Source organism: Gymnodinialimonas phycosphaerae (assembly GCF_019195455.1).
GTDB classification, from domain to species: Bacteria; Pseudomonadota; Alphaproteobacteria; order Rhodobacterales; family Rhodobacteraceae; genus Gymnodinialimonas; species Gymnodinialimonas phycosphaerae.
In genome coordinates, this window is sequence record NZ_JAIMBW010000001.1 from 2,622,590 (window position 1) to 2,647,928 (window position 25,339).

At 63.5% G+C, this 25,339-nt stretch carries 19 protein-coding genes and 1 pseudogene; 14 read left to right on the forward strand and 6 right to left on the reverse strand.

Features of this window, described 5'->3' with window-relative positions:
• The first annotated feature begins 477 nt into the window (after positions 1 to 477).
• From KUL25_RS21860 to KUL25_RS13055, 6 genes and pseudogenes are all read left to right on the forward strand, one after another.
• A pseudogene (locus tag KUL25_RS21860) lies at positions 478 to 1,668 on the forward strand (DUF4153 domain-containing protein).
• 34 nt (positions 1,669 to 1,702) lie between these two features.
• A complete protein-coding gene (locus KUL25_RS13035; RefSeq protein WP_257893337.1) occupies positions 1,703 to 2,389 on the forward strand; it encodes a response regulator in 687 nt (228 codons plus the stop codon).
• A complete protein-coding gene (locus KUL25_RS13040) occupies positions 2,377 to 3,888 on the forward strand; it encodes an ATP-binding protein (RefSeq protein WP_257893338.1) in 1,512 nt (503 codons plus the stop codon). Before KUL25_RS13035 ends, KUL25_RS13040 begins: the two co-directional genes overlap by 13 nt.
• Before the next feature lie 61 nt (positions 3,889 to 3,949).
• Positions 3,950 to 4,831 (forward strand): LysR family transcriptional regulator, encoded by an 882-nt coding sequence (locus KUL25_RS13045; RefSeq protein WP_257893339.1) that lies wholly within the window; start codon positions 3,950 to 3,952, stop codon positions 4,829 to 4,831.
• A gap of 92 nt (positions 4,832 to 4,923) precedes the next feature.
• Entirely contained in the window at positions 4,924 to 7,011 is a 2,088-nt protein-coding gene (locus tag KUL25_RS13050) for a hydantoinase/oxoprolinase family protein (protein WP_257893340.1), read from the forward strand.
• Positions 7,008 to 8,699: a hydantoinase B/oxoprolinase family protein gene (locus KUL25_RS13055; protein ID WP_257893341.1), complete on the forward strand. Its 1,692-nt coding sequence runs from the start codon at positions 7,008 to 7,010 to the stop codon at positions 8,697 to 8,699. The genes KUL25_RS13050 and KUL25_RS13055 overlap by 4 nt, the downstream gene beginning before the upstream one ends.
• Before the next feature lie 78 nt (positions 8,700 to 8,777).
• On the opposite strand, the gene KUL25_RS13060 is transcribed toward KUL25_RS13055, so the two are convergent.
• Positions 8,778 to 10,349 (reverse strand): 5-guanidino-2-oxopentanoate decarboxylase, encoded by a 1,572-nt coding sequence (locus KUL25_RS13060; protein ID WP_257893342.1) that lies wholly within the window; start codon positions 10,347 to 10,349, stop codon positions 8,778 to 8,780.
• The gene (locus KUL25_RS13065) at positions 10,349 to 11,284 is read right to left on the reverse strand and encodes a GlxA family transcriptional regulator (protein WP_257893343.1); all 936 of its coding nucleotides are present in this window, start codon (positions 11,282 to 11,284) and stop codon (positions 10,349 to 10,351) included. Before KUL25_RS13065 ends, KUL25_RS13060 begins: the two co-directional genes overlap by 1 nt.
• Before the next feature lie 75 nt (positions 11,285 to 11,359).
• Here KUL25_RS13065 and KUL25_RS13070 point away from each other — a divergent pair, with 75 nt between their 5' ends.
• The 8 genes from KUL25_RS13070 to KUL25_RS13105 all read left to right on the forward strand — a co-directional run bounded on the left by KUL25_RS13070 (position 11,360) and on the right by KUL25_RS13105 (position 20,971).
• The gene (locus KUL25_RS13070) at positions 11,360 to 12,520 is read left to right on the forward strand and encodes an acyl-CoA dehydrogenase family protein (RefSeq protein WP_257893344.1); all 1,161 of its coding nucleotides are present in this window, start codon (positions 11,360 to 11,362) and stop codon (positions 12,518 to 12,520) included.
• A gap of 50 nt (positions 12,521 to 12,570) precedes the next feature.
• Positions 12,571 to 14,604, forward strand: a complete 2,034-nt coding sequence (locus KUL25_RS13075; RefSeq protein ID WP_257893345.1) for an acetate--CoA ligase family protein — start codon at positions 12,571 to 12,573, stop codon at positions 14,602 to 14,604.
• Positions 14,601 to 15,386: a carnitinyl-CoA dehydratase gene (locus KUL25_RS13080; RefSeq protein ID WP_257893346.1), complete on the forward strand. Its 786-nt coding sequence runs from the start codon at positions 14,601 to 14,603 to the stop codon at positions 15,384 to 15,386. The genes KUL25_RS13075 and KUL25_RS13080 overlap by 4 nt, the downstream gene beginning before the upstream one ends.
• Before the next feature lie 92 nt (positions 15,387 to 15,478).
• The gene (bcoG, locus tag KUL25_RS13085) at positions 15,479 to 16,387 is read left to right on the forward strand and encodes a 3-dehydrocarnitine:acetyl-CoA trimethylamine transferase BcoG (RefSeq protein WP_257893347.1); all 909 of its coding nucleotides are present in this window, start codon (positions 15,479 to 15,481) and stop codon (positions 16,385 to 16,387) included.
• Positions 16,384 to 16,935, forward strand: coding sequence for a lipocalin family protein (locus tag KUL25_RS13090; protein ID WP_257893348.1), 552 nt, complete (start codon positions 16,384 to 16,386; stop codon positions 16,933 to 16,935). Before bcoG ends, KUL25_RS13090 begins: the two co-directional genes overlap by 4 nt.
• Positions 16,932 to 18,332, forward strand: a complete 1,401-nt coding sequence (locus KUL25_RS13095) for a carnitine 3-dehydrogenase (protein WP_257893349.1) — start codon at positions 16,932 to 16,934, stop codon at positions 18,330 to 18,332. Before KUL25_RS13090 ends, KUL25_RS13095 begins: the two co-directional genes overlap by 4 nt.
• A gap of 103 nt (positions 18,333 to 18,435) precedes the next feature.
• On the forward strand, positions 18,436 to 19,446 hold the full coding sequence (locus KUL25_RS13100; protein WP_257893350.1) for a type I glyceraldehyde-3-phosphate dehydrogenase: 1,011 nt from the start codon (positions 18,436 to 18,438) through the stop codon (positions 19,444 to 19,446).
• 76 nt (positions 19,447 to 19,522) lie between these two features.
• A complete protein-coding gene (locus KUL25_RS13105) occupies positions 19,523 to 20,971 on the forward strand; it encodes an NAD-dependent succinate-semialdehyde dehydrogenase (RefSeq protein ID WP_257893351.1) in 1,449 nt (482 codons plus the stop codon).
• A 92-nt stretch (positions 20,972 to 21,063) separates the two neighbouring features.
• On the opposite strand, the gene KUL25_RS13110 is transcribed toward KUL25_RS13105, so the two are convergent.
• The 4 genes from KUL25_RS13110 to KUL25_RS13125 are packed head-to-tail and all read right to left on the reverse strand — an operon-like array spanning position 21,064 to position 25,336.
• On the reverse strand, positions 21,064 to 22,962 hold the full coding sequence (locus tag KUL25_RS13110; RefSeq protein ID WP_257893352.1) for a beta-galactosidase: 1,899 nt from the start codon (positions 22,960 to 22,962) through the stop codon (positions 21,064 to 21,066).
• Entirely contained in the window at positions 22,959 to 23,810 is an 852-nt protein-coding gene (locus KUL25_RS13115) for an SMP-30/gluconolactonase/LRE family protein (protein ID WP_257893353.1), read from the reverse strand. The genes KUL25_RS13110 and KUL25_RS13115 overlap by 4 nt, the downstream gene beginning before the upstream one ends.
• On the reverse strand, positions 23,807 to 24,424 hold the full coding sequence (locus KUL25_RS13120; RefSeq protein WP_257893354.1) for a 2-dehydro-3-deoxy-6-phosphogalactonate aldolase: 618 nt from the start codon (positions 24,422 to 24,424) through the stop codon (positions 23,807 to 23,809). The genes KUL25_RS13115 and KUL25_RS13120 overlap by 4 nt, the downstream gene beginning before the upstream one ends.
• Positions 24,425 to 25,336, reverse strand: coding sequence for a 2-dehydro-3-deoxygalactonokinase (locus tag KUL25_RS13125; RefSeq protein ID WP_257893355.1), 912 nt, complete (start codon positions 25,334 to 25,336; stop codon positions 24,425 to 24,427).
• Positions 25,337 to 25,339: the final 3 nt, after the last annotated feature.

Consider the following 25,339-nt stretch of genomic DNA (forward strand, 5'->3'; position numbering starts at 1 on the left):
AAATCCGTTCAATCCACTCCACAATGCCGACTAGTATTCCAGATGTAAATGGACAGCCCTGCACAAATCCTGCACGAAACGCCCTTGCCGACTGCACGCCTTGGGCGGCTTGCCTGCAAACGCCTGTGCCAAATCTGGCGTCAACAGATGACGCATCACACAAGGACAGGTTTCATGGGCGAGCAATTGGTTATTCGCGGGGTTCCCACTCGGATCAAGATGGATGCGTGGTGGTTTGGGGACGATGTGATCGAGAGCACCACAGCGCCCGGCCTCGGCCAGATCGGGACACGGAAAGATCGCACAAACCTGTCGCCGAAGGCCTTGGGAACCTTGGTGGTCCTGGTCGTCCTGGGCGACGTGATGTTCTGGGAGACAGACCTTGGCATCTCGGTCGCAATCTACGCCGTTGTACTATCGGCCTGCATGATCGCGCTCAAGCCGGGCGGGGTCAGCGCGAGAGAAGCCGCCATTGCGATGGGGCTGATCACCCTTTGCGAAGCCCCGGTGTTGGAAGCAGTCCATCCCTTGTCGCTGGTGTTCTGCGGCGCCGGCGTCTTTGGGCTTTTGATATGGATCACTCTGGGCAGTACGCCCAAAGCTTCGCAGGCGTTGCAGACCGTGTTCGACATTGCCTTCATCGGCCCCTTCACCCTACCGCTAGAGATCGCGTCAGATCTGCGCCGGGCCGCCTCGGGCGTGAACCGCCAAGCCATCGCGCGCACCGCCGCCCTGCCCCTTGGCCTCGGCGGGGCGTATCTCGGGCTTTTCGCGGTGGCCAATCCCTTGGTGGAAAACGCGCTGAGCCACGTCACGTCGTTCAATCCGCTCTCGCCCGAGACACTTTCGCGGGCCACGTTCTGGATCATCGGTGCCTGCGTGGCGTGGCCCTATCTGAACGGCCACACCCACTGGCGGACCGTGGCGCAAACACCGTTGCGGATCACCGTTCCATCCAGCGTATTGATCAACCCGGTCTCGGTGCGCAACTCGCTGATCCTGTTCAACGTGATGTTTGCGTTGCAAACCCTCTCGGACATTGGCGTGTTTACCGGCGGTGTCGCCCTGCCCGAAGGAATGACCTAAGCGGGCTACGCTCACCGCGGTGCCTATCCTCTTCTGGCGACGGCGCTTTTGGCGGGTGCGTTTGCATTGGCGACACAGCGGATGGTGGCTGAAAGCCCATTCCTGCGCAGCCTCATGTACCTGTGGTTGGCGCAGACGCTGTTTCTTGTGCTGAACGCCGCCGTGCGCCTTGCACTTTAAGTTGAGGCCTACGGCCTGACGCACCTGCGCGTTGCCGCTTTCATCTGGATGGCGCTGATCTTCATGGGTCTCTTGCTGGTCATCGTGAAAATGGTGCGGCAAAAGCCGTTCGGGTGGCTGGTCAAGGCCAACCTGATCACCTTGACCGGCACGCTCTATCTCTGTTGCTTCATCAACTTTCCCTACCTGATCACCGACTACAACATGGCCCACACCGCGCCCGAAGCACTGGATCTTGCCTACCTTTGCGGATTGGGGGAACAGGCGATCCCGGCAATGATGGACTTCGGCCAGATCACGGATCAGACCGCCTGTGGGCGGGGCGAACTCCCCGCCATCGGGTTCGAGCCAATCGAACACTGGCCGGAATGGGGCTTTCGCCGGTGGCGCCTGCAACGCTAACTTGAGACGTACCACGATCTGTGAGGCCACGCCGATGCCCCCGAAGATTCTCATCGTCGATGACGACCCCAACATCAAAGACGTCATCGGCTTCGCCGTCGAGGCGGCGGGGTTCACCCCCGCCTTTGCCGCCGACGGGGCCGAGGGCTTGGCCAAGGCGCAGTCCGGCGCGTTCGATCTGGTGGTTCTCGACATCGGTCTGCCCGAGAAGGACGGATTGGAGGTCTGCAAAACCCTGCGCAAAACTTCGGACATACCGATCCTGTTCCTGACAGCCCGCGATGATGAGATCGACCGCGTGCTGGGTATGGAAATCGGCGGCGACGACTACGTCATCAAGCCGTTCAGCCCCCGAGAGCTTGTGGCGCGGATCAAGGCGATCCTGAAGCGCACGTCGCGAGTGGAAGCGGCAACTGGACCGCTGACGTGCGGTGCGCTCAGCGTCGATACCGACCGGCACCTGTGTCGCGTGGCGGGGGCGGAAGTTGCCCTGACCACCTCGGAATTCGCCCTGCTGGCGGCACTGCTGCGGCGGCCCGATCACGTCGTCTCGCGGGCGCAGTTGGTGGATGAGGTTTATGGCACCAACATCCACGTCTCGGATCGCACGATCGACAGCCACATCCGGAACCTGCGCGCCAAACTGAAGGACGCGGGCCTTGGCGAGGCGGTCGTGACCGTGCACGGCATTGGCCTTCGGATGGGCCCATGCACGCCGTAGATCGCCGAAAATGGCGGCCCGGCCTGTGGGCGGTGATCCTCGTGGTGCTTGGCCTCGTGCTATGCCTGCCCATCGCGGGCCTGTTCCTGTTCCGCTTCTACGCCAACCAACTGGTCCAGCAGACCGAGGAGAGCTTGCTGATGCAGGCCGCCGTCCTGACCGCTGCCTACGAGCAACTTTACCGTCACGCCGCCGACCTGCCGGACACTCCAACCGTCTTGCCCACCGAGCGGAATTTCCAGCCGCTGTTTCCCTCGGTCACCATGAACCCACAGGCGATCCTGCCACCGCGCCCAAATGCCCGGACGGCGACAGAGGCGATCGGCGTGCCCTACGCGCAAATCGGCCCGCAACTCTCTCGAATGGCCCTGCGTGCGCAGGAGCAGACCTTGGCAGGCTACCGCTTTCTCGACCGCCATGGCACCGTCATCGGCGGCAGTGCCGAGGGGGGCGCGTACCTCGGCCACGTCAACGAAGTGGCGCTGGCCCTGAACGGAGATGTGGCCTCCGTCGCCCGGACCCGTGTGCGCGAAAGCGGCGAGCGGGTGCTTTATACGCTGTCCCAGGGCTCTCGCGTTCGGATCTTCGTGGCGATGCCCGCTATGGTGGATGAGGATATCATCGGCGTCGTCTACATCAGTCGCACCCCCAATCACATCTTCCGCTTCCTCTATGGTGAGCGCTGGAACCTTGTCCAGGCCGCCGCCTTCGTGCTGTTTTCCACCGGGTTGATCGGTTTCGTCTTCTGGCGGTTCGTCTCGCAACCGCTGCGTGCCCTGATCCGGCGCACCGACGCGATGGACGGTGCCTCCAAGTGGGAACCGCTGGAGCACTATGGCACCCGGGAGGTGGAGACGCTGGCCCGAAGCTTTCAAGCCCTGACAGAGCGCCTGCACCAAAGCCGCGATACGCTGACGACCTACACCGCCCACGTCAGTCACGAGATGAAATCGCCGCTGACGTCCATCAAGGGCGCGGCAGAACTGATGCAGGACGATATGCCTCCCGAGACCCGCGCGCGGTTTCTCGACAACATCCGCAACGATGCCGCGCGGATCGAGGATCTGCTGGCTCGCATGCGCGACTACAGCGCCGTGGGTGCGACGCCCCTGCGCGGGAAATGCCGGGTGTCGGAGGTTGTACCGCTGGTCGAAGGCGTGTCGGTGACGGTCACCCCCGAACGCGCCACGGCCCCAATCCCCGGTGACGTGCTGACCATGGTCCTGACCCATCTGCTGGAAAATGCCGCCGAGCATGGCGCCCAAACCGTGCAGATCACGGTGGACGCCACCGGCATGACCATCACCGACGATGGTGCAGGCATCAGCGAGGGCAACCGCGCCCGCGTGTTCGAGCCGTTCTTCACCACGCGCCGTCGCGACGGTGGAACGGGGATGGGTCTGAACATCGTCCGCTCCGGGATTGAGGCCACGGGCGGGGCGATCACGTTGGAACCCTCAGAAAAGGGGACCCGCTTCCGGATCAGTTTCACGCGCTAGACTCGGCGGCGCGATAAAGCTTACCTGCAAAGGATTGAAATTCCTTATCGGACTGCGCCTGATGATCAAAAGCCGGATCACCCTCAAGCAACTGGAGGCCTTCGTCTGCGTCGTCGACGCCGGCACCTTCCGCAAGGCGGCCAGCATCCTGGGCACGACACAGCCCAACATCTCTACCCGAATTGCAGCGCTGGAGTCGGTACTTGGCACCGTCCTGATGCACCGCGATGCGGGCTCAGTGCGCGTGACCGAGAAGGGTACGGCGCTTTTGGCAGCCGCCCGGAAGGTGCTGCTGGCGGGTGAGACGTTTCTGGAAGTCGCCGATCGCCAGGACCTGATCGAAGATCGTCTGCGCCTTGGCGTGACCGAACTGATCGCCTGCACATGGCTGCACGACTTCCTGCGCGCGTTCAAAGGGCTCTACCCCGGCGTACGGGTTGAGCTGGACGTAAACCTTTCGGCCGAGATCGAGAAGGATCTGATCGCGGGCCAACTGGATCTTGCCCTGCAAACAGGGCCATTCAGCCGCCAGATGGACGGCTCGCTGCCCCTTGGCACCTATCCGTATTGCTGGGTCGTGGCCCCGTCGCTGACCCCGCCCGCGACGTTCGCCGCGCTTTTCGACGGCCCTGTAATCAGCCACGGCAGGCATACCCGCGCGTCGCTTGGCTTGGCAGACGCCGCGCGGGCCCGGGGCCTCGCGGTCAACCAGATCGTCCATTCCAGCAGCCTGACATCTTGTGTCGCGATGGCCGTGGACGCCATGGGTCCGGCGCTTCTGCCGCGCCAGATGGTAATGGACGACATCGCGCAAGCACGGTTGACAGAATTCACCTGCGAATGGCTTCCTGATACGCTGGACGTCTTCGCCCGCTTCGATCCCAAGCGCACCCCGCATTTCGTGCGCGCTGCTGCAGAACTGGCCGTGGATACCGCACGATAGAAATTCCTTATCAGGGGTGGCAGTTCTATTGATTGGACGCCTCCTCGGCCTTGGCGTTGAATACGCACGCACAACCGCCAAGGATCATCGCCATGCCCTCTGCCTTTTACCGCCTCGGCGTCGATATCGGCGGCACGTTCACGGATGTCGTGCTGGAGGGGGCGGGCGTGCAGGTTTCCACCAAAGTGCTGACGACCTATGCAGCACCCGAGGACGCAATCATTGATGGCATGCACCAGGTCTGCGTCAAGGCAGGCATCACGCCGGCGCAAATCGGGCAGATCATCCATGGCACCACGCTGGCCACAAATGCCCTGATCGAGCGGCGCGGGGCAAAGACCGCGCTGATCACCACCGAAGGCTTTCGCGATGTGATCGAGATGCGGACAGAAAGCCGGTTCGAGCAATACGACCTGAACCTGACGCTGCCCGAACCGCTTCTGCCGCGCCAGATGCGCTTCACGGTGGCCGAGCGGGTGAACGCCAAGGGCGAGGTGATGATTGACCTCGATCTGGATGAAGTTCGGGCGGTGGCCGAGCGGATCAAGGAGGCAGGCTTCGACAGCGTCGCCGTGGGCCTGATCCATTCCTATCTCAATCCCGCCCATGAACGCAGGATCCGCGATGTGCTGGCCGACGTCGTGCCCGATGTCGCGGTCTCCCTGTCGTGCGAGGTCTCGCCCCAGATGCGGGAGTACGAACGCTTCAATACCGTGGTAGCCAATGCCTATATCAAGCCACTGATGGCGTCCTATCTTGGCCGACTGGAAGGGCGCTTGAAAGATGAGGGCGCCACCTGCCGTATCTTCCTGATGCACTCGGGCGGGGGCATCATCTCGATCGAGAACGCCGCAGAGTTTCCTGTGCGTTTGGTCGAATCCGGACCCGCGGGCGGCGCGGTTTTCGCAGCGCATATTGCCGCGCGCTACGGGCTGGATAAAGTGCTGTCGTTCGATATGGGGGGAACAACCGCGAAGATCTGCCTGATCAAGAACCAGACCCCCAAGACTTCTCGTGTGTTCGAGGTCGCGCGGACCTATCGGTTCAAGAAGGGATCAGGCATGCCGATTTCCATTCCGGTGATCGACATGGTCGAGATTGGGGCCGGCGGCGGGTCCCTCGCCCATGTGGACCCGATGCGTCAGATCCGCGTCGGGCCGGAAAGCGCGGGGTCCGAACCGGGGCCTGCCTGTTACGGACGCGGCGGCGCCCGGCCCGCGGTGACAGACGCGGACCTGATCCTTGGCAAGCTGGACCCCCAGAACTTCGCGGGCGGGTCCATGCAGCTTGATCTGACCGCCTCTGAAATTGCTATGCGCGCCCATGTGGGCGAGGTGCTGGACATGGACAAGGTCGAGGCCGCCTTCGGCGTGGCCGAAGTGGTCGACGAGAACATGGCCAACGCCGCACGCGTCCACGCGGTTGAGAACGGTGAGGACTTGAGTGATTACACGATGATCGCCTTCGGCGGCGCCGCACCGATCCACGCCGCACGGCTCTGTGAGAAACTGGGCATCGACCGTTGCCTTGTGCCGCCCGGTGCAGGCGTGGGCAGCGCCATCGGCTTCCTGCGAGCGCCGTTTTCGTTCGAGGCCAACCGCTCCGTCTACATGAAACTGTCAGACTTCGCGCCCGACACCATCAAGGCGCTGCTATCCGAGCTTCAGCAGGAAGCCACGGGCTTTGTGCGCACCTGCGATGCAGACGCGCCGATCCAAAGCGAGTTCAAGGTCTACATGCGCTACACAGGCCAGGGCTGGGAAATCCCCATCCCCCTGACCGAGGCGGAAGCCATGGCCCCCGACGCAGCCACCTTCCAGAAACGGTTCGAAGAGGAATACACCAAGCTGTTCTCGCGCACCGTCGCAGGCATGGATGTGGAAATCACTGTCTGGTCGGTCAACGCCACCACGCCCCCCGCCCCGGTGGACCGCACACCGGAAGTGACCGATCGCAAGACCGCCGTCATCAGCGGCAAATGCGACCTGTTCGATCCGGCCGAAGGGCGCTTCCTGTCCGGCTATCGCTATGACCGAGCCACGCTGGAACCGGGCCGTCACATCGATTTTCCCGCACGGATCACCGAGGATGAAACCACCATCATCCTGCCCAAAAGCCGAGAGGCCGTGATTCAGCCAGACGGCTGCGTGGACATCACGACCAAGGAGGCATGCCCATGACTGATCTTTCCACCGTCGCAGCCCAAGTCATGTGGAACCGCTTGATTTCCATCGTGGAAGAGCAGGCGCAGGCCCTTGTGCGCACGGCGTTCTCGACCTCTGTCCGAGAAGCCGGGGACCTCTCTGCGGGCGTTTACGACACCCATGGCCGGATGCTGGCCCAAGCCGTCACCGGCACCCCCGGCCACGTCAATGCCATGGCCGACGCCGTGCCCCATTTCATCCGCCGCATCGGGCGAGACACAATGGTAGAGGGCGACGTCTACATCACCAACGACCCGTGGGAGGGCACGGGGCATTTGCACGACATCACCATGGTGACGCCCTCGTTCCATCAGGACGCGCTCGTTGGGTTCTTCGCTTGCACGGCCCATGTGGTGGACGTGGGCGGGCGCGGCTTCGGGGCTGATGCACATTCGGTCTATGAAGAAGGGATTTACCTGCCGATCATGCGCTTCGCCTCTGCCGGAGAGGTAGACGCCACCCTGATCCAGATCGTGCGCGGCAATGTGCGCGAGCCCGATCAACTGATCGGCGACATGTACGCTTTGGCCACCTGTAACGAGATCGGCCACCGCCGCCTGATCGACATGATGGAAGAATTCGCGCTGGCTGATCTGGACGGCATCGCGGAATTCATCCTCTCCAACTCCCGCCGTGCCACGCTGGAACGGATCAACGCCCTGCCCCGCACGGCGGCGGATGGAGAGATGACGATGGACGGCTTCGACGTGCCCATCACCCTGTGCGCTCGTGTCAGCGTCGAGCAGGACCGCATCGTCACCGATTTCACCGGCACGTCTGGCGTCGACAAGAAGGGCATCAACTGCCCGATGGTCTACACCAAGGCCTATGCCTGCTACGCGCTGAAGGTCGCGATCGCGCCGGAAATCCCCAACAACGCGGCGTCTCTGGCACCATTCGAAGTGACCGCGCCCGAGGGCACGATCGTCAATGCGGTCCACCCCGCGCCCGTGGCCTTGCGCCATATCGTGGGGCATTTCGTGCCAGATGTCGTCTTCGACGCCTTCGACAAGATCGTTCCCGGATTTGTCCCCGCCGAGGGCGCCGGGTGTCTATGCAATTTCCAGATGTCGGTGCGGCCGACCGCGCCGGGCGGCAGGCGGGCGGAGGTGTTGACCTTCAACTCCGGCGGATCCGGGGCGCGGCCCGGTTTTGACGGGCTGAACGCCACGGCCTTCCCCTCGGGCGTGATGACGATGCCGATCGAGGCGACGGAACACGCAGGCCCGGTCATCGTCTGGCGCAAGGAGCTTCGCCCCGGCTCCGGCGGGGCGGGAAAGACGCGCGGGGGGCTTGGCCAATACATGGACGTCAGCGCGATGCCCGGGCACGAGTTCGACCTGCAAGCAATGTTCGACCGGGGCGATCATCCGGCACGCGGGCGGCGCGGTGGCGCGCCCGGTGCACCGACAACCATCGAGCAAGATGACGGCACGAAAATGCGCGTCAAAGGCAAGCAATTCGTGCCCGAGGGGCGGCGTGTGCACATGGCCTTCCCAGGCGGTGCGGGCTATGGCGACGCCGCCGAGCGCGACCCGGACTTAGTGAAACGAGACCTTGCGCGCGGCTATATCAGCACAGAGGAAGCTGTGCGTGATTACGGGTTGTCGGCGAAGGATATCGCGGCCGTCGAGGCCGCCGTGCGGCGCGGCGAAGATGTCTAGGAACGGCGCAAAAAGTTGCGCAAGGTCGTTAGGGGCCGGCTGATTCTGGGATCCCGGGCCAAGGCCCGGTCTACCGGGTCAGTCCACGATCAAATCAATCAGATAGGCACTGCCTGCCGCCTTGGCGCGCTTTAGCGCGGCGATCAGACCATCCGTTCCCTCGACCCGCTCGGCGGGCATTCCATAGGCCTTGGCGACGGCCGCAAAATCAGGGGCCGAGGGTTTGACCCCTTCGGGCGTGATCTGGTTTTCGCGCATGTAGCGCTCGATCTCTTGGTAGCCGTTGTTATTCCAGACGAGGAAGATGACGGGCGTCCTCTCATCCACTGCCGTGCCAAGCTCGGACAGGCAGAATTGCAGACCACCGTCACCGGTGATGCAGACCGTTGGGGCCCTATCGCCAAGCGCCGCGCCAATAGCCGCTGACGCGCCATAGCCCAATGCGCCATAGCCGGTGGCGGCGTTGAACCAACCGCGCGGCTGCGAGATGTCGGCGTACATGTTGCCTGCGTAAACGACCTGCGTGCTGTCGCCCACGATGCGAACGCCGGGGAGAGCCTGGGTGATCGTGTCAATCAAGGCGATGTGGGATCGGTAGACGTCATCGAGGCTGTTCAAGGCGCTTTTCCGTGTGGCGTCCGCGCGGCTTGCACCACCGGTGGTTCTGGGCTGAAGGCTCTGCGACAGTGCCTCCACCGCCAACTGGGCGTCTGCCACGATGGCAGTGTCCGGCAAGCGACCCCGGGTTATCTGCATTGCATCGCAGTCGACGCGGATCAGATGCGCCAGCGCAGGGGCCGCGCCGTCGTCGTACATGTCGTAATCCGTGCGCCCGAACTGCGTGCCGATAGCAAGCACCACATCGGCGTCAGCCATCAGCGCACGCACCGCAGGCAGCGTGGGACTTGCAGGCACGCGCAAGGGGTGATCGCCGAGGATTCCACGGGCATTGGTCGTCGTGACAACGGGGGCGTCCAGCTTCTCTGCCAGCGCCCGGATCTCATCTGCCGCCCCGATAGCGCCACCCCCAGCAAGAACCAGCGGTCGCTTGGCAGTGTCCAGATCGGCAGAGGCCTTTATGATCAAAGTCGGGTCCGGCACGCGGCATGTCTCTATCGCGGCGCGTACCGGCGGCACATCGATCCGCTGCTTCATCACATCCAGCGGCACTTCGATATGCACCGGGCCGGGGCGCGCGCCGGTCATGGCGGCAAAGGCCCGGTCAAGGACACGCTCCAGATCCTCTGCCCGATGAAGTGTTTGAGACAGCAGTGCCACCTGCGCCATCATCGCTTGCTGGTCGGGCAACTCATGCAGAAAGCCTTCCTCCTGCCCGAAGGTCGCGACACGGTTCACGCCCGAGATGACCAACATCGGGATGCTGTCGGCGCGCGCCTGGGCCATCGGCGTGATCGCATTGGTCACGCCCGGCCCGGTGATCAACAGACATACGCCCGGTTTACCCGAAGCCCGCGCGTAGCCGTCAGCCATGAACCCCGCGCTTTGCTCGTGTCGTGGCGTGATGTGGCGGATGCCCGCGCCGTCAAGGCCACGATACATCTCGACCGTATGCACGCCGGGGATGCCGAAAATCACCTCGACCCCGCGCCGCTGCAACAGTGTGATAAGCACTTCGCCTACGGTTTTCATCACGTCCCCTCCGATAGCCTCGCGGCCCGTGCGGCAGAGGGGGTGATCCCGAACTCGGCCTTGAAGGCGCGCGCCATAGCCGTCGCATCGCGGTAGCCCGAGCGCAAGGCCACCTCCGCCACGCAGTCGCGGGTCTCCTCCAACCGACGCCGGGCATGGGCCAACCTGATGGAGCGGTAGAGCTGGCCCGGCGACATCCGTGTGTGGGCTTGGAACGCCAGCTCCAACGCTCGCCGACTAAGGCCCAAACGCATGCCGATGATGTCGATGGTCAGTGGCTCTTCCACGTGGCGGCGCATCAGGGCGGCGGCGGCCTGCACGGTCCGATGGGTGGGGATCAGGCGGTTGGGATCGAGTGTCGGCGCCCGTTCACCATACATGAACAACGCTGCCACTTCGAGCGAGAGGGACGCACCATGGCGTTGTTCTATGATTTCCAACATCAACTCCAACGTCGTCGTGGCCCCGCCGCATGACGCGCGATTGCCGTCGATGACAAAACGATCCTCGGTGAAGATAACTTCGGGGAACGCCTCCTCTGCCTGGCTGAGAATGTCCCAATGGCAGGTGGCTTTGCGCCCGTCCAGAAGGCCCGCATGGGCCAGCAGATAGGCCCCTGTATCCAGGCCCACCAGGGTGTCGAACCGCGCAGCGGCCGCGCGCAACGCGCGTGCAGTCGCAGGCGCGGCGAGCGCCTCGAAGCCGTAACTTGGCATGACGAACAGATAGGCGCCGGAAAGCTGCGAGGAAAGCGGCGTTGCCTGGACAGGCAACCCGCTGGAAGAGTGGACGGGCGCGTCGCTCAGCGCGGCAAAGGTCCAGTCGTAAAGCTGCGCACGGGCCAGCGCATTGGCCGCGCGCAAGGGCTCTACCGCATTGGCGAGGCAGAGGTTCGAGAACCCTTCAAACAGCAGCATGGAAAACGTATCCGGCATGTTTTCTGCGTATACCGCATGTTGATCCCTCACAAGAGCGCTAACAATTCACGCCATTGAGCGAGGAACACACCTATGGATTTTGGCCTGAGCGATGAACAGGAGATGATCGTTTCCACCGTCCGCAGCTTCGTCGAGAACGAGATTTATCCCTTCGAGGCAGAGGTCGAGCGCAGGGGTCACGTACCGCCGGAGCTGGGGGAGGAGATCAAGCGCAAGGTGATTGATCTGGGGTTTTACGCCTGCAACTTCCCCGAAAGCGTCGGTGGCGCGGGCCTCAGCCATCTCGATTTCACGCTCGTGGAACGCGAGCTGGGGCGCGGCTCCATGGCGCTGACGCATTTTTTCGCTCGCCCCCAGAATATCCTGATGGCCTGCAAAGGCGAGCAGGTGGAGCGTTACCTGCTGCCAACCGTGCGCGGCGACAGAATGGACGCGCTGGCAATGACCGAGCCCGACGCAGGTTCCGACGTGCGCGGCATGAAGTGCAGCGCCGTCCGCGATGGGGGCGACTGGGTGGTGAACGGGTCCAAGCACTTCATTTCCGGCGCTGAACACGCTGATTTCTTTATCGTCTTCCTGGCCACTGGCGTGGACGAGACACCCAAGGGGCCGAAGAAGCGGATCACCTGTTTCCTTGTGGATCGCGGCCATTCCGGCTTCGAGGTCCGCGATGGCTATAACTCTGTCAGCCACAGGGGCTACAAGAACTGCATCCTGAATTTCGACGATTGCCGCCTGCCAGATGCGCAGGTTCTGGGCGAGGTCGACGGCGGTTTTGCGGTGATGAACGATTGGCTCTACGCCACCCGCCTGACCGTTGCAGCGTTCAGCGTGGGCCGAGCACGGCGGTGCTTCGACTACGCCTTGGACTACGCCGCACAGCGCAAGCAATTCGGCCAAGCAATTGCGAAGTTCCAGGGCGTCAGCTTTCAGGTTGCGGACATGATCACCGAGATCGACGCCGCGGATCATTTGACCCTCGCGGGGGCGTGGCGCTTGGATCAAGGCCTGTCCGCCAACCGCGAGATCGCAAGCGCCAAACTATACGCCACCGAGATGCTGGCCCGCGTCACCGACACCACTTTGCAGATTTTCGGCGGCATGGGGCTGATGGATGATTTCCCCATCGAGCGCTTCTGGCGCGATGCGAGGGTGGAGAGAATCTGGGACGGCACCTCTGAAATCCAGCGCCACATCATCAGTCGTGACTTGTTCCGACCGTTGGGCGCGTAAGATCAGGTGTCGGGTTTGCATATTTTTGGAACAAAGATGGAGGGGGTCGCGTGAGCCGCGATCTGTCGCGCCTGTTGAGACCGAAGTCGATTGCAGTAGTGGGCGGCGGCGCGTGGTGCGAAGCCGTCGTGCGGGAATGCAGCAAGATCGGCTTTGGCGGGGCGATCTGGCCGGTACATCCGACGAAGGCAGAAATCGGTGGCCAGCAGACCTACGGGGCAATCGCCGATCTGCCGAGCGCGCCCGATGCCGCGTTTGTCGGCGTCAACCGCCTTGTAACGGTTGAGGTGATAGCCGCCCTCGCCGCGCTTGGATCCGGGGGCGCGATCTGTTTCGCCTCGGGCTTTCAAGAGGCCATGGAGGAATTGGCCGACGGCGCCGACTTGCAAAGCGCGCTGTTGAAGGCAGCGGGTGAGATGCCGATCCTCGGGCCCAATTGCTACGGCATGGTCAACGGACTCGACCGAGTGGCGCTGTGGCCGGACCACCATGGGATGGTGCCCGTCGACAGTGGGGTGGCGCTTGTCACGCAATCGTCCAACATCGCGATCAACCTGACGATGCAGCGACGCGGCCTGCCAATTGCCTACATGGTAACGGCCGGCAATCAGGCTCAGACGGACGTAGCGCAGATTGGGATGGCGCTATTGGGTGACCCACGGGTCACCGCGCTTGGGCTGCATATCGAGGGCATCCCGGACATCCGCCGGATGGAAGCTTTGGCCGAGATGGCGCGCGCCTTGGGAAAGCCGATTGTGGCGCTGAAGGTGGGTGCTTCTGATCAGGCGCAGGCGGGGACCGTGTCCCACACGGCGTCGCTCGCGGGCAGCTACGCGGGGGCAAGAGCGCTGTTGGCGCGGTTGGGAATTGGGCAGGTCAGTGGTTTGTCCGCCCTTTTGGAGGCGCTCAAGCTGCTCCATATGACGGGACCGCTGGCAAACAATCGCATCGCCTCCATGTCCTGTTCCGGCGGAGAGGCCTGCCTGATGGCCGACACCGCCTTGGCTTATGACGTGGAGCTTCCGGACCTCTCGGATCGTCAGAAGGTGAAACTGCGCGCGGTCCTTGGGCCCAAGGTCGCGCTTGCCAACCCCCTGGATTACCACACCTATATCTGGGGCGATCGCGCCGCGATGGCCGCTTGTTTCTCCGCGATGATGGATGAGGGTTTGGCGCTCGGCCTCGTGGTTCTCGACTTCCCCCGGTCCGACCGCTGCCCCGCGCCTGATTGGGATTTGGTCATCGACGCGGTGGCGGACGCACAGGCGGCGTCTGGCCACGAGATCGCGATCCTCGCCAGCCTGCCCGATACGATGCCCGAGGAGATCGCGCAAAAGATCATGGCGCAGGGGATCGTGCCCATGTGCGGCTTGTCGGAAACGTTGGAGGCGATAGCCGTCGCTGCCATCGCCCGTCCCGGCGGGGCCGCGCCGGTGCTTCTGCCGGGCGCCGATGGGCCGACATTCACGCTGACGGAAGACGCCGCAAAGGCGCGATTGGTTGCCCATGGCGTGCCCGTACCCGCGTCTTGTCGCGCCGCCTCTCCCAAGGCGGCGGCAGAAGCTGCCGCTCACCTCGGCGGCACAGTGGCGCTGAAGGGCGCAGGCGTGGCCCACAAGACGGAAGCCGGGGCAGTGCGCCTGAACCTGAAGGCAGGACAGGTTGAGGAGGCCGCCAAAGCGATGCCGACCAATGAATATCTTGTAGAAGAAATGATCGACGATCCCGCCACCGAATTGCTGATCGGTGTCGTGCGCGACCCGGCCCATGGCTATGTGCTGACACTCGGCGCTGGTGGCACCTTCACTGAAATCCTTTGTGACACCACGCATCTCCTGCTGCCCTGCACGGCGACGGACATACGGCACGCGTTGACCCGCCTGCGCATCGCGCCGCGCCTAGATGGATATCGTGGTGCCCCGCCCGCCGACATCGCAGCGATTGCCAGCGCCGTGCTGGCCGTGCAGGACTATGTCGCGGCCCACGCCGACGAAATCTTCGAAGTCGAAATCAACCCGCTGATGTGCACCCCCACCCGCGCGGTCGCCGCTGACGCCCTCATCCGTATAAGGCAGACTCCATGACCGACACCCCGATCAAGACCACCCGCCGCGGCGATGTCCTTGAGGTCACACTGGAGCGCGGCAAGGCCAATGCGATCGACCTCGCGACCAGCCGGATCATGGGCGATGTTTTTACCAACTTCCGCGATGATCCTGACCTCCGCGTGGCGATCATAGCTGGCGCAGGGGAAAAGTTCTTCTGTCCCGGCTGGGACCTGAAAGCCGCCGCCGACGGCGACGCAGTGGATGGCGACTATGGTGTGGGCGGCTTCGGCGGCTTGCAGGAACTGAGGGGCCTCAACAAGCCGGTGATCGCGGCGGTAAACGGCATTTGCTGTGGCGGCGGGCTTGAACTGGCGCTGTCGGCGGACATGATCTTGGCGGCGGATCATGCAAGCTTTGCACTGCCCGAGATCCGATCCGGCACCGTGGCCGATGCGGCCTCGATCAAGCTGCCCAAGCGCATCCCCTACCACATCGCGATGGAGATGCTGTTCACGGGCCGCTGGCTGGACGCGGAAGAAGCGGCGCGATGGGGAATGATCAACCGGGTTGTGCCAGCCGCTGACCTGATGAATCAGGCGCGCGACTTGGCCGATCTGTTGGCGAGCGGGCCGCCACTGGTCTATGCGGCGATAAAGGAGATCGTGCGCGAGGCCGAGGACATGAAGTTCCAGGACGCGCTCAACAAGATCACCAAGAGCCAATTCGAGACGGTGGAAAAGCTCTACCGCTCAGAGGATCAACTGGAAGGCGCCCGCGCCTTTGCCGAGAAACGCGACCCGATTTGGCGGGGCAAATAGCTTATGGGACGGCGGGTGGGGCGAGGCGTGCATCTTTTGTAACACAAAAGATCGCAGGCCAGCGTCACCCCGGCCCCTGAAAGGAAACGACGATGCCATTGGCCATGAACAAAGACGTCTTCATCACCTGCGCCGTTACGGGCTCGGGCTCTACCCAAGACCGCAGCCCCCATGTCCCCCGCTCGCCGCAGCAAATCGCCGAAAGCGCCATCGACGCCGCCAAAGCTGGCGCGGCCGTCGTTCATTGCCACGTTCGTGACCCCGATACCGGCGCACCATCGCGCGATCTTGCCTACTACCGCGAAGTCACCGACCGCATCCGCGACGCCGAGATCGACGTCGTTCTGAACCTGACGGCGGGCATGGGCGGGGATATCGTCTTTGGCCCCACCGACGCGCCATTGCCGCCACGCGAGGGCACCGACATGGTCGGCGCGGCGGAGCGCGTGGCCCATATCGCAGACTGCCTGCCCGAGATTTGCACTCTGGATTGCGGCACGATGAATTTCGCCGAGGCCGATTACGTCATGACCAACACCCCGGGTATGCTGCGCGCCATGGGACGGATGATGACGGATTTGGGTGTGAAGCCCGAGATCGAAGCCTTTGACACCGGCCATTTGTGGTTCGCCAAGGAACTGGTCAAGGAGGGTGTGTTGGACGCGCCCGCGCTGGTGCAGCTATGTATGGGCGTGCCTTGGGGGGCACCCGATGATCTGAACACATTCATGGCGATGGCGAACAACGTACCCGAAGATTGGACGTTTTCGGCCTTTGCCTTGGGACGCAATCAAATGGCCTATGTGGCAGCCTCGGTCCTGGCGGGTGGTAACGTGCGTGTGGGGTTGGAGGATAACCTATGGCTCGACAAGGGTGTCCTGGCGACGAATGCGCAACTGGTGGAGCGGGCTGTGGGGATCATCGAAGGGATGGGCGCGAAGATCATCGGCCCGGCAGAAGTACGAGCGAAGCTTGGCCTGACGAAGCAGGCCCCGAAATGATGCGCCTTCCGGTCAAGCCCGCCCTTTTTTCAGCGCTATCCCTTCTCGCTGTCGCCTCTTGTGGGGCGGTTCTCGGGCCATCGTACCGGGATGAGAACGTCACCATCGCCTCCTCAGCCAACTTCGACGCGTCCCGCTATGTGGGGCGCTGGTATGAGGTGGCTCGGTATCCAAACCTGTTCCAGGCCGAGTGTCCGGGCGCGATTGCCGAGTACGGCGCCTCAGGCACACCAGGTGTCCTGACGGTGCGCAACACCTGCCTGGACGCCAGCGGCCAGCCCACCGAAGTGATCACCGGCACGGCCACGGACGAAGGCCTTGGCCGATTGTCCGTCCGCCTTCAGGGCGTGCCCGTCGCTGCCCCCTATTGGGTGCTGTGGGTCGATGAAGGCTACCGCACAGCAGTCGTCGGCGCGCCCAACGGGCGTGTCGGCTGGATCCTCAACCGCGACCCGGAAATCCCGGCGGATCGTCTGGCCGCGGCGCGTGAAGTGCTGGATTTCAACGGCTATGACCTGAGCCGGCTACAACGGAGCGTGACACCATGAAGGCAGCGATCATCGGCGGCGGCGTGATCGGCGGCGGATGGGCCGCGCGGTTCCTTTTGAACGGCTGGGACGTAGTTGTGTACGACCCGGACCCAGAGGCCGAGCGCAAGATTGGCGAGGTTTTGGCCAACGCCCGACGCGCGTTGCCGGCGCTTTACGACACCGCCTTGCCCTTCGAAGGCACCCTTCGGTTCACGGCTGACCTGGCGGAGGCCTGCGCAGGCGCGGATTGGGTACAAGAAAGCGTGCCGGAACGGCTCGACATCAAGCACAGGGTTCATGCGGAGTTGACGGCGTTATCCCCGGCGGAGGCCGTCATCGGCTCTTCCACCTCGGGGTTCAAACCGTCGGAGTTGACGGCAGAGGGCGCGCGCGTGATCGTCGCGCATCCGTTCAACCCGGTCTATCTTTTGCCACTGATCGAGTTGGTGGGCGACACGGACCATTGCGCCCGTGCGGCTACGCTTTTGCGCGACATCGGGATGTATCCTCTCTACGTCCGCAAAGAGATTGATGCGCATATCGCGGACCGTTTCCTGGAAGCGGTCTGGCGCGAGGCACTGTGGCTGGTCAAGGACGGCATCGCCACCACCGAGGAAATCGACGAGGCGATCCGCATGGGCTTTGGCCTGCGGTGGGCGCAGATGGGCCTGTTCGAGACCTACCGCGTTGCGGGTGGTGAGGCGGGGATGAAGCATTTCATGGCGCAGTTCGGCCCCTGCCTGACGTGGCCCTGGACCAAGCTGATGGATGTACCGGAGTTTACCGACGAGTTGGTCGACCTGATCGCGGGCCAATCGGACGCGCAGTCCGGCCACATGAGCATCCGCGCGCTGGAGCGACTGCGCGACGATAACCTCGTGGGGATCATGCGCGCACTAAAGCACTCGGGCTCTGGCGCGGGCGGCGTTGTGGCGCGCCATGAAGCGACGCTTCCCAAGACCACGCAGCCGGTGACGCAGGACCGTCAGGTGCCGCAGATCTGGACCGACTACAACGGACACATGAATGAAGCGCACTTTCTGGAGACGGGCTCCAAGGCGACGGATCGGTTCATGGAGATGGTGGGCGCCGATGCAGACTACATCGCGGGTGGTTTGAGCTATTTCACGGTGGAAAACCACGTCCGCTATCTGGATGAAGTCCACGCGGGCGACCGCCTGCGCGCCGAGACGCGCTTGTTGAGCGGCGAGGGCAAGAAGCTTCACCTGTTCCACACGTTGCTGCGTGGCGACGGGACGGCCGTGGCGACGGTCGAAAGCCTGTTGCTGCATGTGGATCTGGCGACACGCAAATCGTGTTTGCCCGGCGACGCCGTGGCTCGTGCCCTTGCGGCGATGACGAAGACGCTGGCGGGGCTGCCAATGCCGGAGGGCGCGGGCAAAGTCGGGCGCTAGCCAGCCATCACGCAGACCGTTGAGGCCAATCACGAAAACCCATGATGCCATACCTTGCGCCGGTGTCAGGCCGGGTGCATGACTTGAGCCATAGGGGGCGCAGATGACCATCCGAGTTACGATCAATGGCTTTGGGCGGATCGGAAGATCCGTTCTGCGGGCGTGGGTACTAGGCGGCGGCCGTTTGGGACCGACCTGGCCCGAAATCGACATCGTGGCGGTCAACGACATCGCCGATGCCGCGACCTGCGCCTACCTGTTTGAATTCGACAGCGTGTTCGGAGCGTTTCCCGGCGAGGTCTCGGTCGAGGGGGACGCCTTGGTGGTCAATGGCCGTCGCATCCGCCTGAGCCAGGAGCGCGATACGGGAGCGCTGGACCTTGCCGGGGTCGATATCCTGATGGAATGCACCGGGCGAGGATCTCGGGACGTGGCAGAAGCCGCATTGGACGCAGGTGCCGGGCGGGTTCTGATCTCGGGTCCGGCGCCGGAACCAGATTTGACGGTGGTGCTGGGGGCCAATGATGAAACCCTGATGCCACAGCACCGGATCGTATCGAATGCGTCGTGCACCACCAATGCCATAGCACCACTGGTGCGGCTGATCGACGAGACTTGGGGGCTCGACTCTGCCCTGATGACGACGGTGCACTGTTATACAGGATCTCAACCGACGGTGGATATGCCGATGCGCGACCCTGCGCGATCGCGCGCCGCCGCGCTGAGCATGGTGCCGACGACAACCTCGGCCGAGCCACTCCTGGATATCGTTTTGCCGCATCTGGCGGGGCGCGTGACGGGGTCCGCCGTGCGGGTGCCCGCCGCGTCGGTGTCTTGCGTTGATCTGGCGGTTATGACACGTGAAATGCCAAGCGAGGCAGAGGCGGAGGCCTTCTTGCGCGCGCAAACGGGGGGCGTCATAGGATTTACGGACAAACCGCTGGTCAGTAGTGACCTGCGCGCGCGACCCGAGTCGCTGATCGTGGCGGGGCCGGAAATCAAACGCTCCAAGGGTGGCATGTTGCGCGTTTTTGGATGGTACGACAACGAATGGGGGTTCTCCTGCCGGATGCTGGACGTGGCACTAATCATGGGGAAGCAAGCCCTCAAGTAGCGGTGCGGTAGGGCGTAATAGAACCCGCCCTCAAGCAGCCCGAAGGGCGGTAGGGCACAGAAAAAGGAGAAACCCGATGGCTGATTGGCAAGCATGGAAGAAGGAAGCGGCGTTCGTGGACGGAGCGTGGATTGGCGCCGATAGCGGCGAGAGCATCGACGTGACGAACCCCGCCACCGGTGAGGTCATCGGAACGGTGCCGAACTGCGGCGACGCCGAGACGGCGCGCGCGATTTCAGCGGCAGAGGCCGCCTACGTAGGCTTCGCCGCGATGTCGTTGATGGAGCGTGTGGGGCTACTGTGGAAGCTGCACGATGCACTAATGGACAACCAGGACGCGCTGGGTGAATTGCTGACCGTCGAAATGGGCAAGCCCCTGGCCGAGGCGAAAGGTGAGATCGCCATTGGCGCGCAGTACGTGCGCTGGTTCGCCGAGGAAGCGCGCCGCGCAAAAGGCGAGATCGTGCCAGCGGGCGTGAACGGCCGCCGCATTCTGGTGACCAAGCATCCAGTAGGCGTCGTGGGCATGATCACGCCGTGGAACTTCCCTTCGTCCATGCTGGCCCGCAAGGTCGCGCCTGCGCTTGCCGTCGGCTGCCCGGTGGTCGCGAAACCCGCAACGGCGACGCCGTATTCCGGTTTGGCCTGGGCTGCGTTGGCGGAAGACGTGGGCTATCCCAAGGGCGTGGTGAACGTGTTGACGGGTTCAGCCCGGAAAATCGCGGGGGCGATGATGGAGTCTCCGGTCGTGCGGAAGATCACTTTCACGGGCTCGACCGAGGTCGGCAAGGAGCTGATCCGGCAGTCGGCGGATACCGTCAAGAAGGTCTCGATGGAATTGGGCGGCAACGCGCCGTTCATCGTCTTCGACGACGCCGATCTGGACAAGGCCGTTGAAGGGGCAATGGTTTCGAAGTTCCGCAACTCTGGCCAGACCTGCGTTTGCGCCAACCGGATTTATGTGCAGGCCGGCATTCATGACGCGTTTGTCGAGAAGCTGGTGGCCGAGACCCGCGCGATGAAGGTGGGTGATGGCCGTGAAGAGGGCGTTGTGCAAGGTCCGTTGATCGACGCGGACGCGGTCGAGAAAGTGCAGGAATTCCTGGACGACGCAACATCCAAGGGCGGCATGGTCGCCTCTGGCGGCAAGCCCCATGACCTGGGCGGCACGTTCTTTGAACCTACTGTGATCACCGGCGCAACGCAGGACATGACCTTCGCCCACGAAGAAATTTTCGGCCCACTGGCCCCCGTCTTCAAGTTCGACACTGAAGAAGAGGCCATTGCCATGGCAAATGACACGGTGTTCGGCTTGGCGAGTTACGCCTACACGTCCGATCTGGGCCGCGCCTTCCGCCTGAACGAAGGGCTGAAATATGGGATGATCGGCATCAACTCGGGCCTGATCACTACGGTGGAGGCGCCGTTTGGCGGGGTCAAGGAGTCGGGCCTTGGCAAAGAGGGCGGAAGCCAAGGGTTGGAAGACTACCTGGAGACCAAATACGTCTGCATCGACGGGATTTAAGGGGTTTCGCCCCGGCTGGCGCCGGGGCGACCAACCGGGGGGCTAGCCCCCCGGACCCCCCAGAGTTTTTCTCGCAAGATGAAAGAGGGGCGTCAGCGCCAAGCCACGCCAGCGAAGGGGATTGTTTGGCCGTTGTAGATAACGGGATCCGGGCCGTGGTTGAAGGTAAACTGCGTTTGCCCTGTATCGCGGATGCGGATGTCCTGGGGCAAATCCAGCGGGGTAAGGCCTGCTGCCGTTGCGGCGCGGGTCAGGATGCGGCGCAGGAGCGCCTCATCAGGCCAGCCTGCGAGATAGCCGAGATTGCCGGATTGGAGGAGGATCGGCGCGCCGTCTTGCGTGGCCTCAATCGCCATTTCGGAGGTGGTGATCTGCTCGAACCATAGTTTCACATGGCCGCCGTTCTTGGCGGCAATCGGCGTATCTACACGGATGGTTTCAACTCGCGAAATCGTCGCATCAAAGCCCGCGATCGCGGGCGGCAGCGGGATAGGCGTGCTGAGCGCGTGGGTCTTGGCATTGGTGCGAGGCCCGAGGATGACTTGGGCTTTGGTGCCGGTGATTGCTGCCTTTAGCGGCTCTGACAGCGTGAGGACGCCCGGCGCAAGGACAAGGGCGTAGCCGTCCAGCGTTGCCGTGTCGGGCGAGATGATATCGACGGAAAGGCCCAGTTTGCGCAGTCCCCGGTAGACCTCGAACACCAGCCGGAAGTAGTCGCAGCCCGCGCCTTGCGGTTGCACGGACCAGCCCCAGGCGCTGGCGTAGTCGAAGACGAGGGCGACCGGGGCTTGGGCGCTTTCGACCTTGGGCAAGTGTTTCAATTCGCGGGCTACTTGGGCGGCCTCGGCGAAGCCTTCGGCTTCGGCACCATCGGGACGCAGCAGACCTGCATGGTATTGTTCCTGCGCGAAGGGAGCTTGGCGCCACCGGAAATAGGCGACGCATTCGGCGCCGTGGGCGAAAGCCTCCCATGTCCAGAAGCGGACCATGCCGGGCAGCGGCGCAGGGTTGTGGGGGGCCCAGTTAACAGGACCTGGTTGTTGCTCCATCACCCACCAACGCCCATCTTTTCCAACGGCGCGGTAAAGGTCGTGGTGGAAGGCCTGAAAATCCGGATCGCCCTGTCGAGCGTAGCGACGCTTGTGGGCCGCATCGTCTTCGAGGCGGTCTTCGAGGAAGCCGAGGGGGTAGCTGTCCCAGGTGGCGATTTCCATCTGGCGACCGGTGGCGAAGTGGTCGAATTCCACGATCCGGCCCATGTAGTTGTGGCTGATGGGGGCGCTTGAGTGCGCGCGGATCGCGGCCACCTGCGCGCCGTTGAAGCGGGCGACTTGATCGGAGGAGAAGCGGCGGAAATCCAGCGCGTGGGCGGGGTTGGGTTCTGTGACGGTCAGGTTGGGGAGGTCGATGTCGTTGAAGCTGTCGTACTCCATCGACCAAAACACGTTACCCCAAGCGCGGTTCAAGGCGTCCGTCGATTGGTATTTTTGAGCCAGCCAGTCACGAAATGCCACGCGCGCCGCGTCGGAGTAGCTGTAGATCGTGTCGTGGCAGCCGTATTCATTGTCGGTTTGCCAGGCCTCGACCTTCCCGCCGAACCGTTCGGCCAGCAGACGGGTTATACGGATCGCCTCGTCTCGGTAGCCGTCGTGGGAAAAGCAATAGTGTCTGCGGGAGCCGAATTTGCGAGGGTGCCCTTCATCGTCCACGGCCAGCATGTCGGGGTGCTTGGTCAGCATCCAGCGCGGCGGCGTGGCGGTGGGGGTGCCAAGCACGACCCTCAGGCCGGCACCGTGCAGTATGTCGATGGCGCGGTCGAGCCAGTCGAATTGAAGGTCGCCGGGGGCGGGTTCCAACCGGCTCCAGGCGAATTCACCGATGCGCACCCATGTGAGGCCAAGGTCGGCCATGCGGGCGGCGTCCTCTTCCCAGAAATCTTCGGGCCAATGTTCGGGGTAGTAGCAGGTGCCAAGGGTGCGTTGCAGGCTCATAGCTGCACCTGATGTTCGCCCTGGCCTTGGGCCGCGACCGCCACGCGGAGGGTATGCCCCGACAACGGCGCGTCGTCTTTCGCCGCATCGGGGAGGCCTTGCAGCGCGGTCGTCACGTAAAGGTGGCCGTCCGCAAGTGCCGGGCAGGTCGGTTGTGGAACCGGAAGGGCGACTTCTTCTACAAGTTTCCCCGATGGGTCATAGCATGCTACCCGCGACGCACCCCATTCGGCGCACCAGAAGTTGCCTTGCGCATCGACGACAGCACCGTCGGGGTTGAGGCCGGTTGCGCGGTGATCGAGGTAGACGGCGGCTGCGCCTTGGGGCCAGCCGTCGGCGTCCAAGGCGTAGCGCCAGACAAGGTGCTTGGCGGTATCGGCGAAGTAGGCGTGGCAACCATCGGGGGTAAAACAGGTGGCATTGGGGATCGTGACATTGGCACGAAGCTTGCGAATTTCTCCGCGATGGTAGCGGTAAAGCGCGCCTGCCCCAGGTTCTGCATTGTGACCCATTGTGCCGATCCAGAATCCCCCCTGCGGATCAGCGCGGCCATCGTTGGAACGGGTCATGGGATTGTCAGCCTCCAACGAGGCGACGTATTCGGAGGTGCTTTCGCGCAGATCGAAGACGGACAGATCCTCATCCGAGGCGATCAGCAGGCGGTCTTCGTCCACCCACCCGGCGGCCGAAACGCAGCGATCGAATTGCCATTCCTGCGGACCGTCGGCGTCCCGCGTCAGAAGGCGTTGGCCGAGAATGTCGAACCAAAACAGCTGTTTGCGGATCGGGTGCCAAAGCGGCCCTTCCCCAAGGGCGCAGGGGCGATCGTCGAAGACCTCGACCGTCATACCATCGGGCCTTTGATCGCCGTGTCGTAGGCCTCGACAATCTTGGCGGCGCGCGCCGCGACCTCGTCCACCGCTAGGCCGGGTTTGTAGAGGGCCGAGCCGATGCCGAAACCATCCGCACTGGCGGCGATCCATTCGCCGAAGTTCTCTGGCCCCGCGCCACCCACGGCATAGACCTTGGTGCCGGACGGCAAGACGGCACGCAGGGCCTTCAGCCCACCCGGCCCTGCCATGTTGCCGGGGAAGAGTTTCAGCCCGGTTGCCCCTGCCTGGATGGCGGTGAACGCCTCCGTCGGAGTAAAAATGCCAGGCCAGCAGGCCATGCCAAGATCTTCGGCCATCTCGATGACGCGCACATCGCAATTGGGCGACACGATCAACCTGCCGCCGGCATTTTGCACGGCAACGACCTGATCACTGGTCAGCACCGTGCCAGCCCCGATCAGGGCGCGGTCGCCACAGGCTTGCGCCATGGCGGCGATGCTGTCGAGCGGAGATGGCGAATTGAGCGGTACTTCGATCCGGTCAATTCCGGCGGCGATCAAGGCCTCGGTTATGGGGACGGCCTCGGGCGGTGTGATGCCGCGCAGGATGGCGATCAGGGGGCGGGACATCTACGCGGTCTCCGTCAAGGTGGTGTGGACGCGCGCGAGGCCCGCCCGCGTGAGAGGAGCAGCGTCAAAGGTGCGCGCCTCGACCCCCTGGGTCATGAGCGCCTTGCTATAGGCGTCAATCAGCACGGGGCTTCCTGCAATCGCCACGTCTTGGCCAAGCCAATAGGGCTTGGTCGCGGCCAGTTCCGCGCCGATCAGGCAACCCGACAGGCGGGCGCGTGCGGTGGTGCCCTCCAACCCGTTGATGACGTTCTCGGCGCGCAGGGAAAACAGCCGTTGAGCCAGTTTCTCGGGGCGCGATATGATATCCGAGACGGCCTGCGCAAAGGCCCCCGCGTCCTCGCCCGCCGGGGCGATGGAATGACGTAGAACAGATTTTTCGGACAGCAGCTGGAACAATTCGCCGGTCATGCAGGTCTGGAAGCTGACGACTTCTTCGGCCGAAATGCGCACCCACTTGGTGTGGGTGCCGGGCAGACAAAGAACACCATCAAATGTCTTGTTCGCCCCAAGGAACCCGGCGATCTGGGTTTCCTCGCCGCGCATAACGTCGGCCGGGTCAGTTTGTTTGAGACCAGGAATAATCATCATGTTGAGGCGCGCGTCGTGTGTGGGAACCTGTACGGGCGCCAGGTCGCAAGGCTTGGCGGGGATGGCAACGTAGGGTGCCTCCAACCAACCTTGGCGCGCGCCGACCATACCACAGGCGACGACGGGCATCGTGCCCTGCCCCAGCCACGGCTCGATCAGGCGCAGGAGGGCAGGCTCGAAGGCGTCACGCTCCAGGGTGCCCATGCCGTCGTCGCTGGTGGCCTCGGCCTTCGCTGTGTCACCCACCATGGCCCACGCGCGCAGATGCGTCGTGCCCCAATCAACGGCGATCCAGTCGGCGTATGTCGTGTTGCTGCTCATCCC

Coding starts and splice junctions, on each gene's coding strand:
- KUL25_RS13035 (WP_257893337.1), top strand. CDS start 1,703: ATGCCCCCGAAGATTCTCATCGTCGATGACGACCCCAACATCAAAGAC.
- KUL25_RS13040 (WP_257893338.1), top strand. CDS start 2,377: ATGCACGCCGTAGATCGCCGAAAATGGCGGCCCGGCCTGTGGGCGGTG.
- KUL25_RS13045 (WP_257893339.1), top strand. CDS start 3,950: ATGATCAAAAGCCGGATCACCCTCAAGCAACTGGAGGCCTTCGTCTGC.
- KUL25_RS13050 (WP_257893340.1), top strand. CDS start 4,924: ATGCCCTCTGCCTTTTACCGCCTCGGCGTCGATATCGGCGGCACGTTC.
- KUL25_RS13055 (WP_257893341.1), top strand. CDS start 7,008: ATGACTGATCTTTCCACCGTCGCAGCCCAAGTCATGTGGAACCGCTTG.
- KUL25_RS13060 (WP_257893342.1), bottom strand. CDS start 10,349: ATGAAAACCGTAGGCGAAGTGCTTATCACACTGTTGCAGCGGCGCGGG.
- KUL25_RS13065 (WP_257893343.1), bottom strand. CDS start 11,284: ATGCCGGATACGTTTTCCATGCTGCTGTTTGAAGGGTTCTCGAACCTC.
- KUL25_RS13070 (WP_257893344.1), top strand. CDS start 11,360: ATGGATTTTGGCCTGAGCGATGAACAGGAGATGATCGTTTCCACCGTC.
- KUL25_RS13080 (WP_257893346.1), top strand. CDS start 14,601: ATGACCGACACCCCGATCAAGACCACCCGCCGCGGCGATGTCCTTGAG.
- bcoG (WP_257893347.1), top strand. CDS start 15,479: ATGCCATTGGCCATGAACAAAGACGTCTTCATCACCTGCGCCGTTACG.
- KUL25_RS13090 (WP_257893348.1), top strand. CDS start 16,384: ATGATGCGCCTTCCGGTCAAGCCCGCCCTTTTTTCAGCGCTATCCCTT.
- KUL25_RS13095 (WP_257893349.1), top strand. CDS start 16,932: ATGAAGGCAGCGATCATCGGCGGCGGCGTGATCGGCGGCGGATGGGCC.
- KUL25_RS13100 (WP_257893350.1), top strand. CDS start 18,436: ATGACCATCCGAGTTACGATCAATGGCTTTGGGCGGATCGGAAGATCC.
- KUL25_RS13105 (WP_257893351.1), top strand. CDS start 19,523: ATGGCTGATTGGCAAGCATGGAAGAAGGAAGCGGCGTTCGTGGACGGA.
- KUL25_RS13110 (WP_257893352.1), bottom strand. CDS start 22,962: ATGAGCCTGCAACGCACCCTTGGCACCTGCTACTACCCCGAACATTGG.
- KUL25_RS13115 (WP_257893353.1), bottom strand. CDS start 23,810: ATGACGGTCGAGGTCTTCGACGATCGCCCCTGCGCCCTTGGGGAAGGG.
- KUL25_RS13120 (WP_257893354.1), bottom strand. CDS start 24,424: ATGTCCCGCCCCCTGATCGCCATCCTGCGCGGCATCACACCGCCCGAG.
- KUL25_RS13125 (WP_257893355.1), bottom strand. CDS start 25,336: ATGAGCAGCAACACGACATACGCCGACTGGATCGCCGTTGATTGGGGC.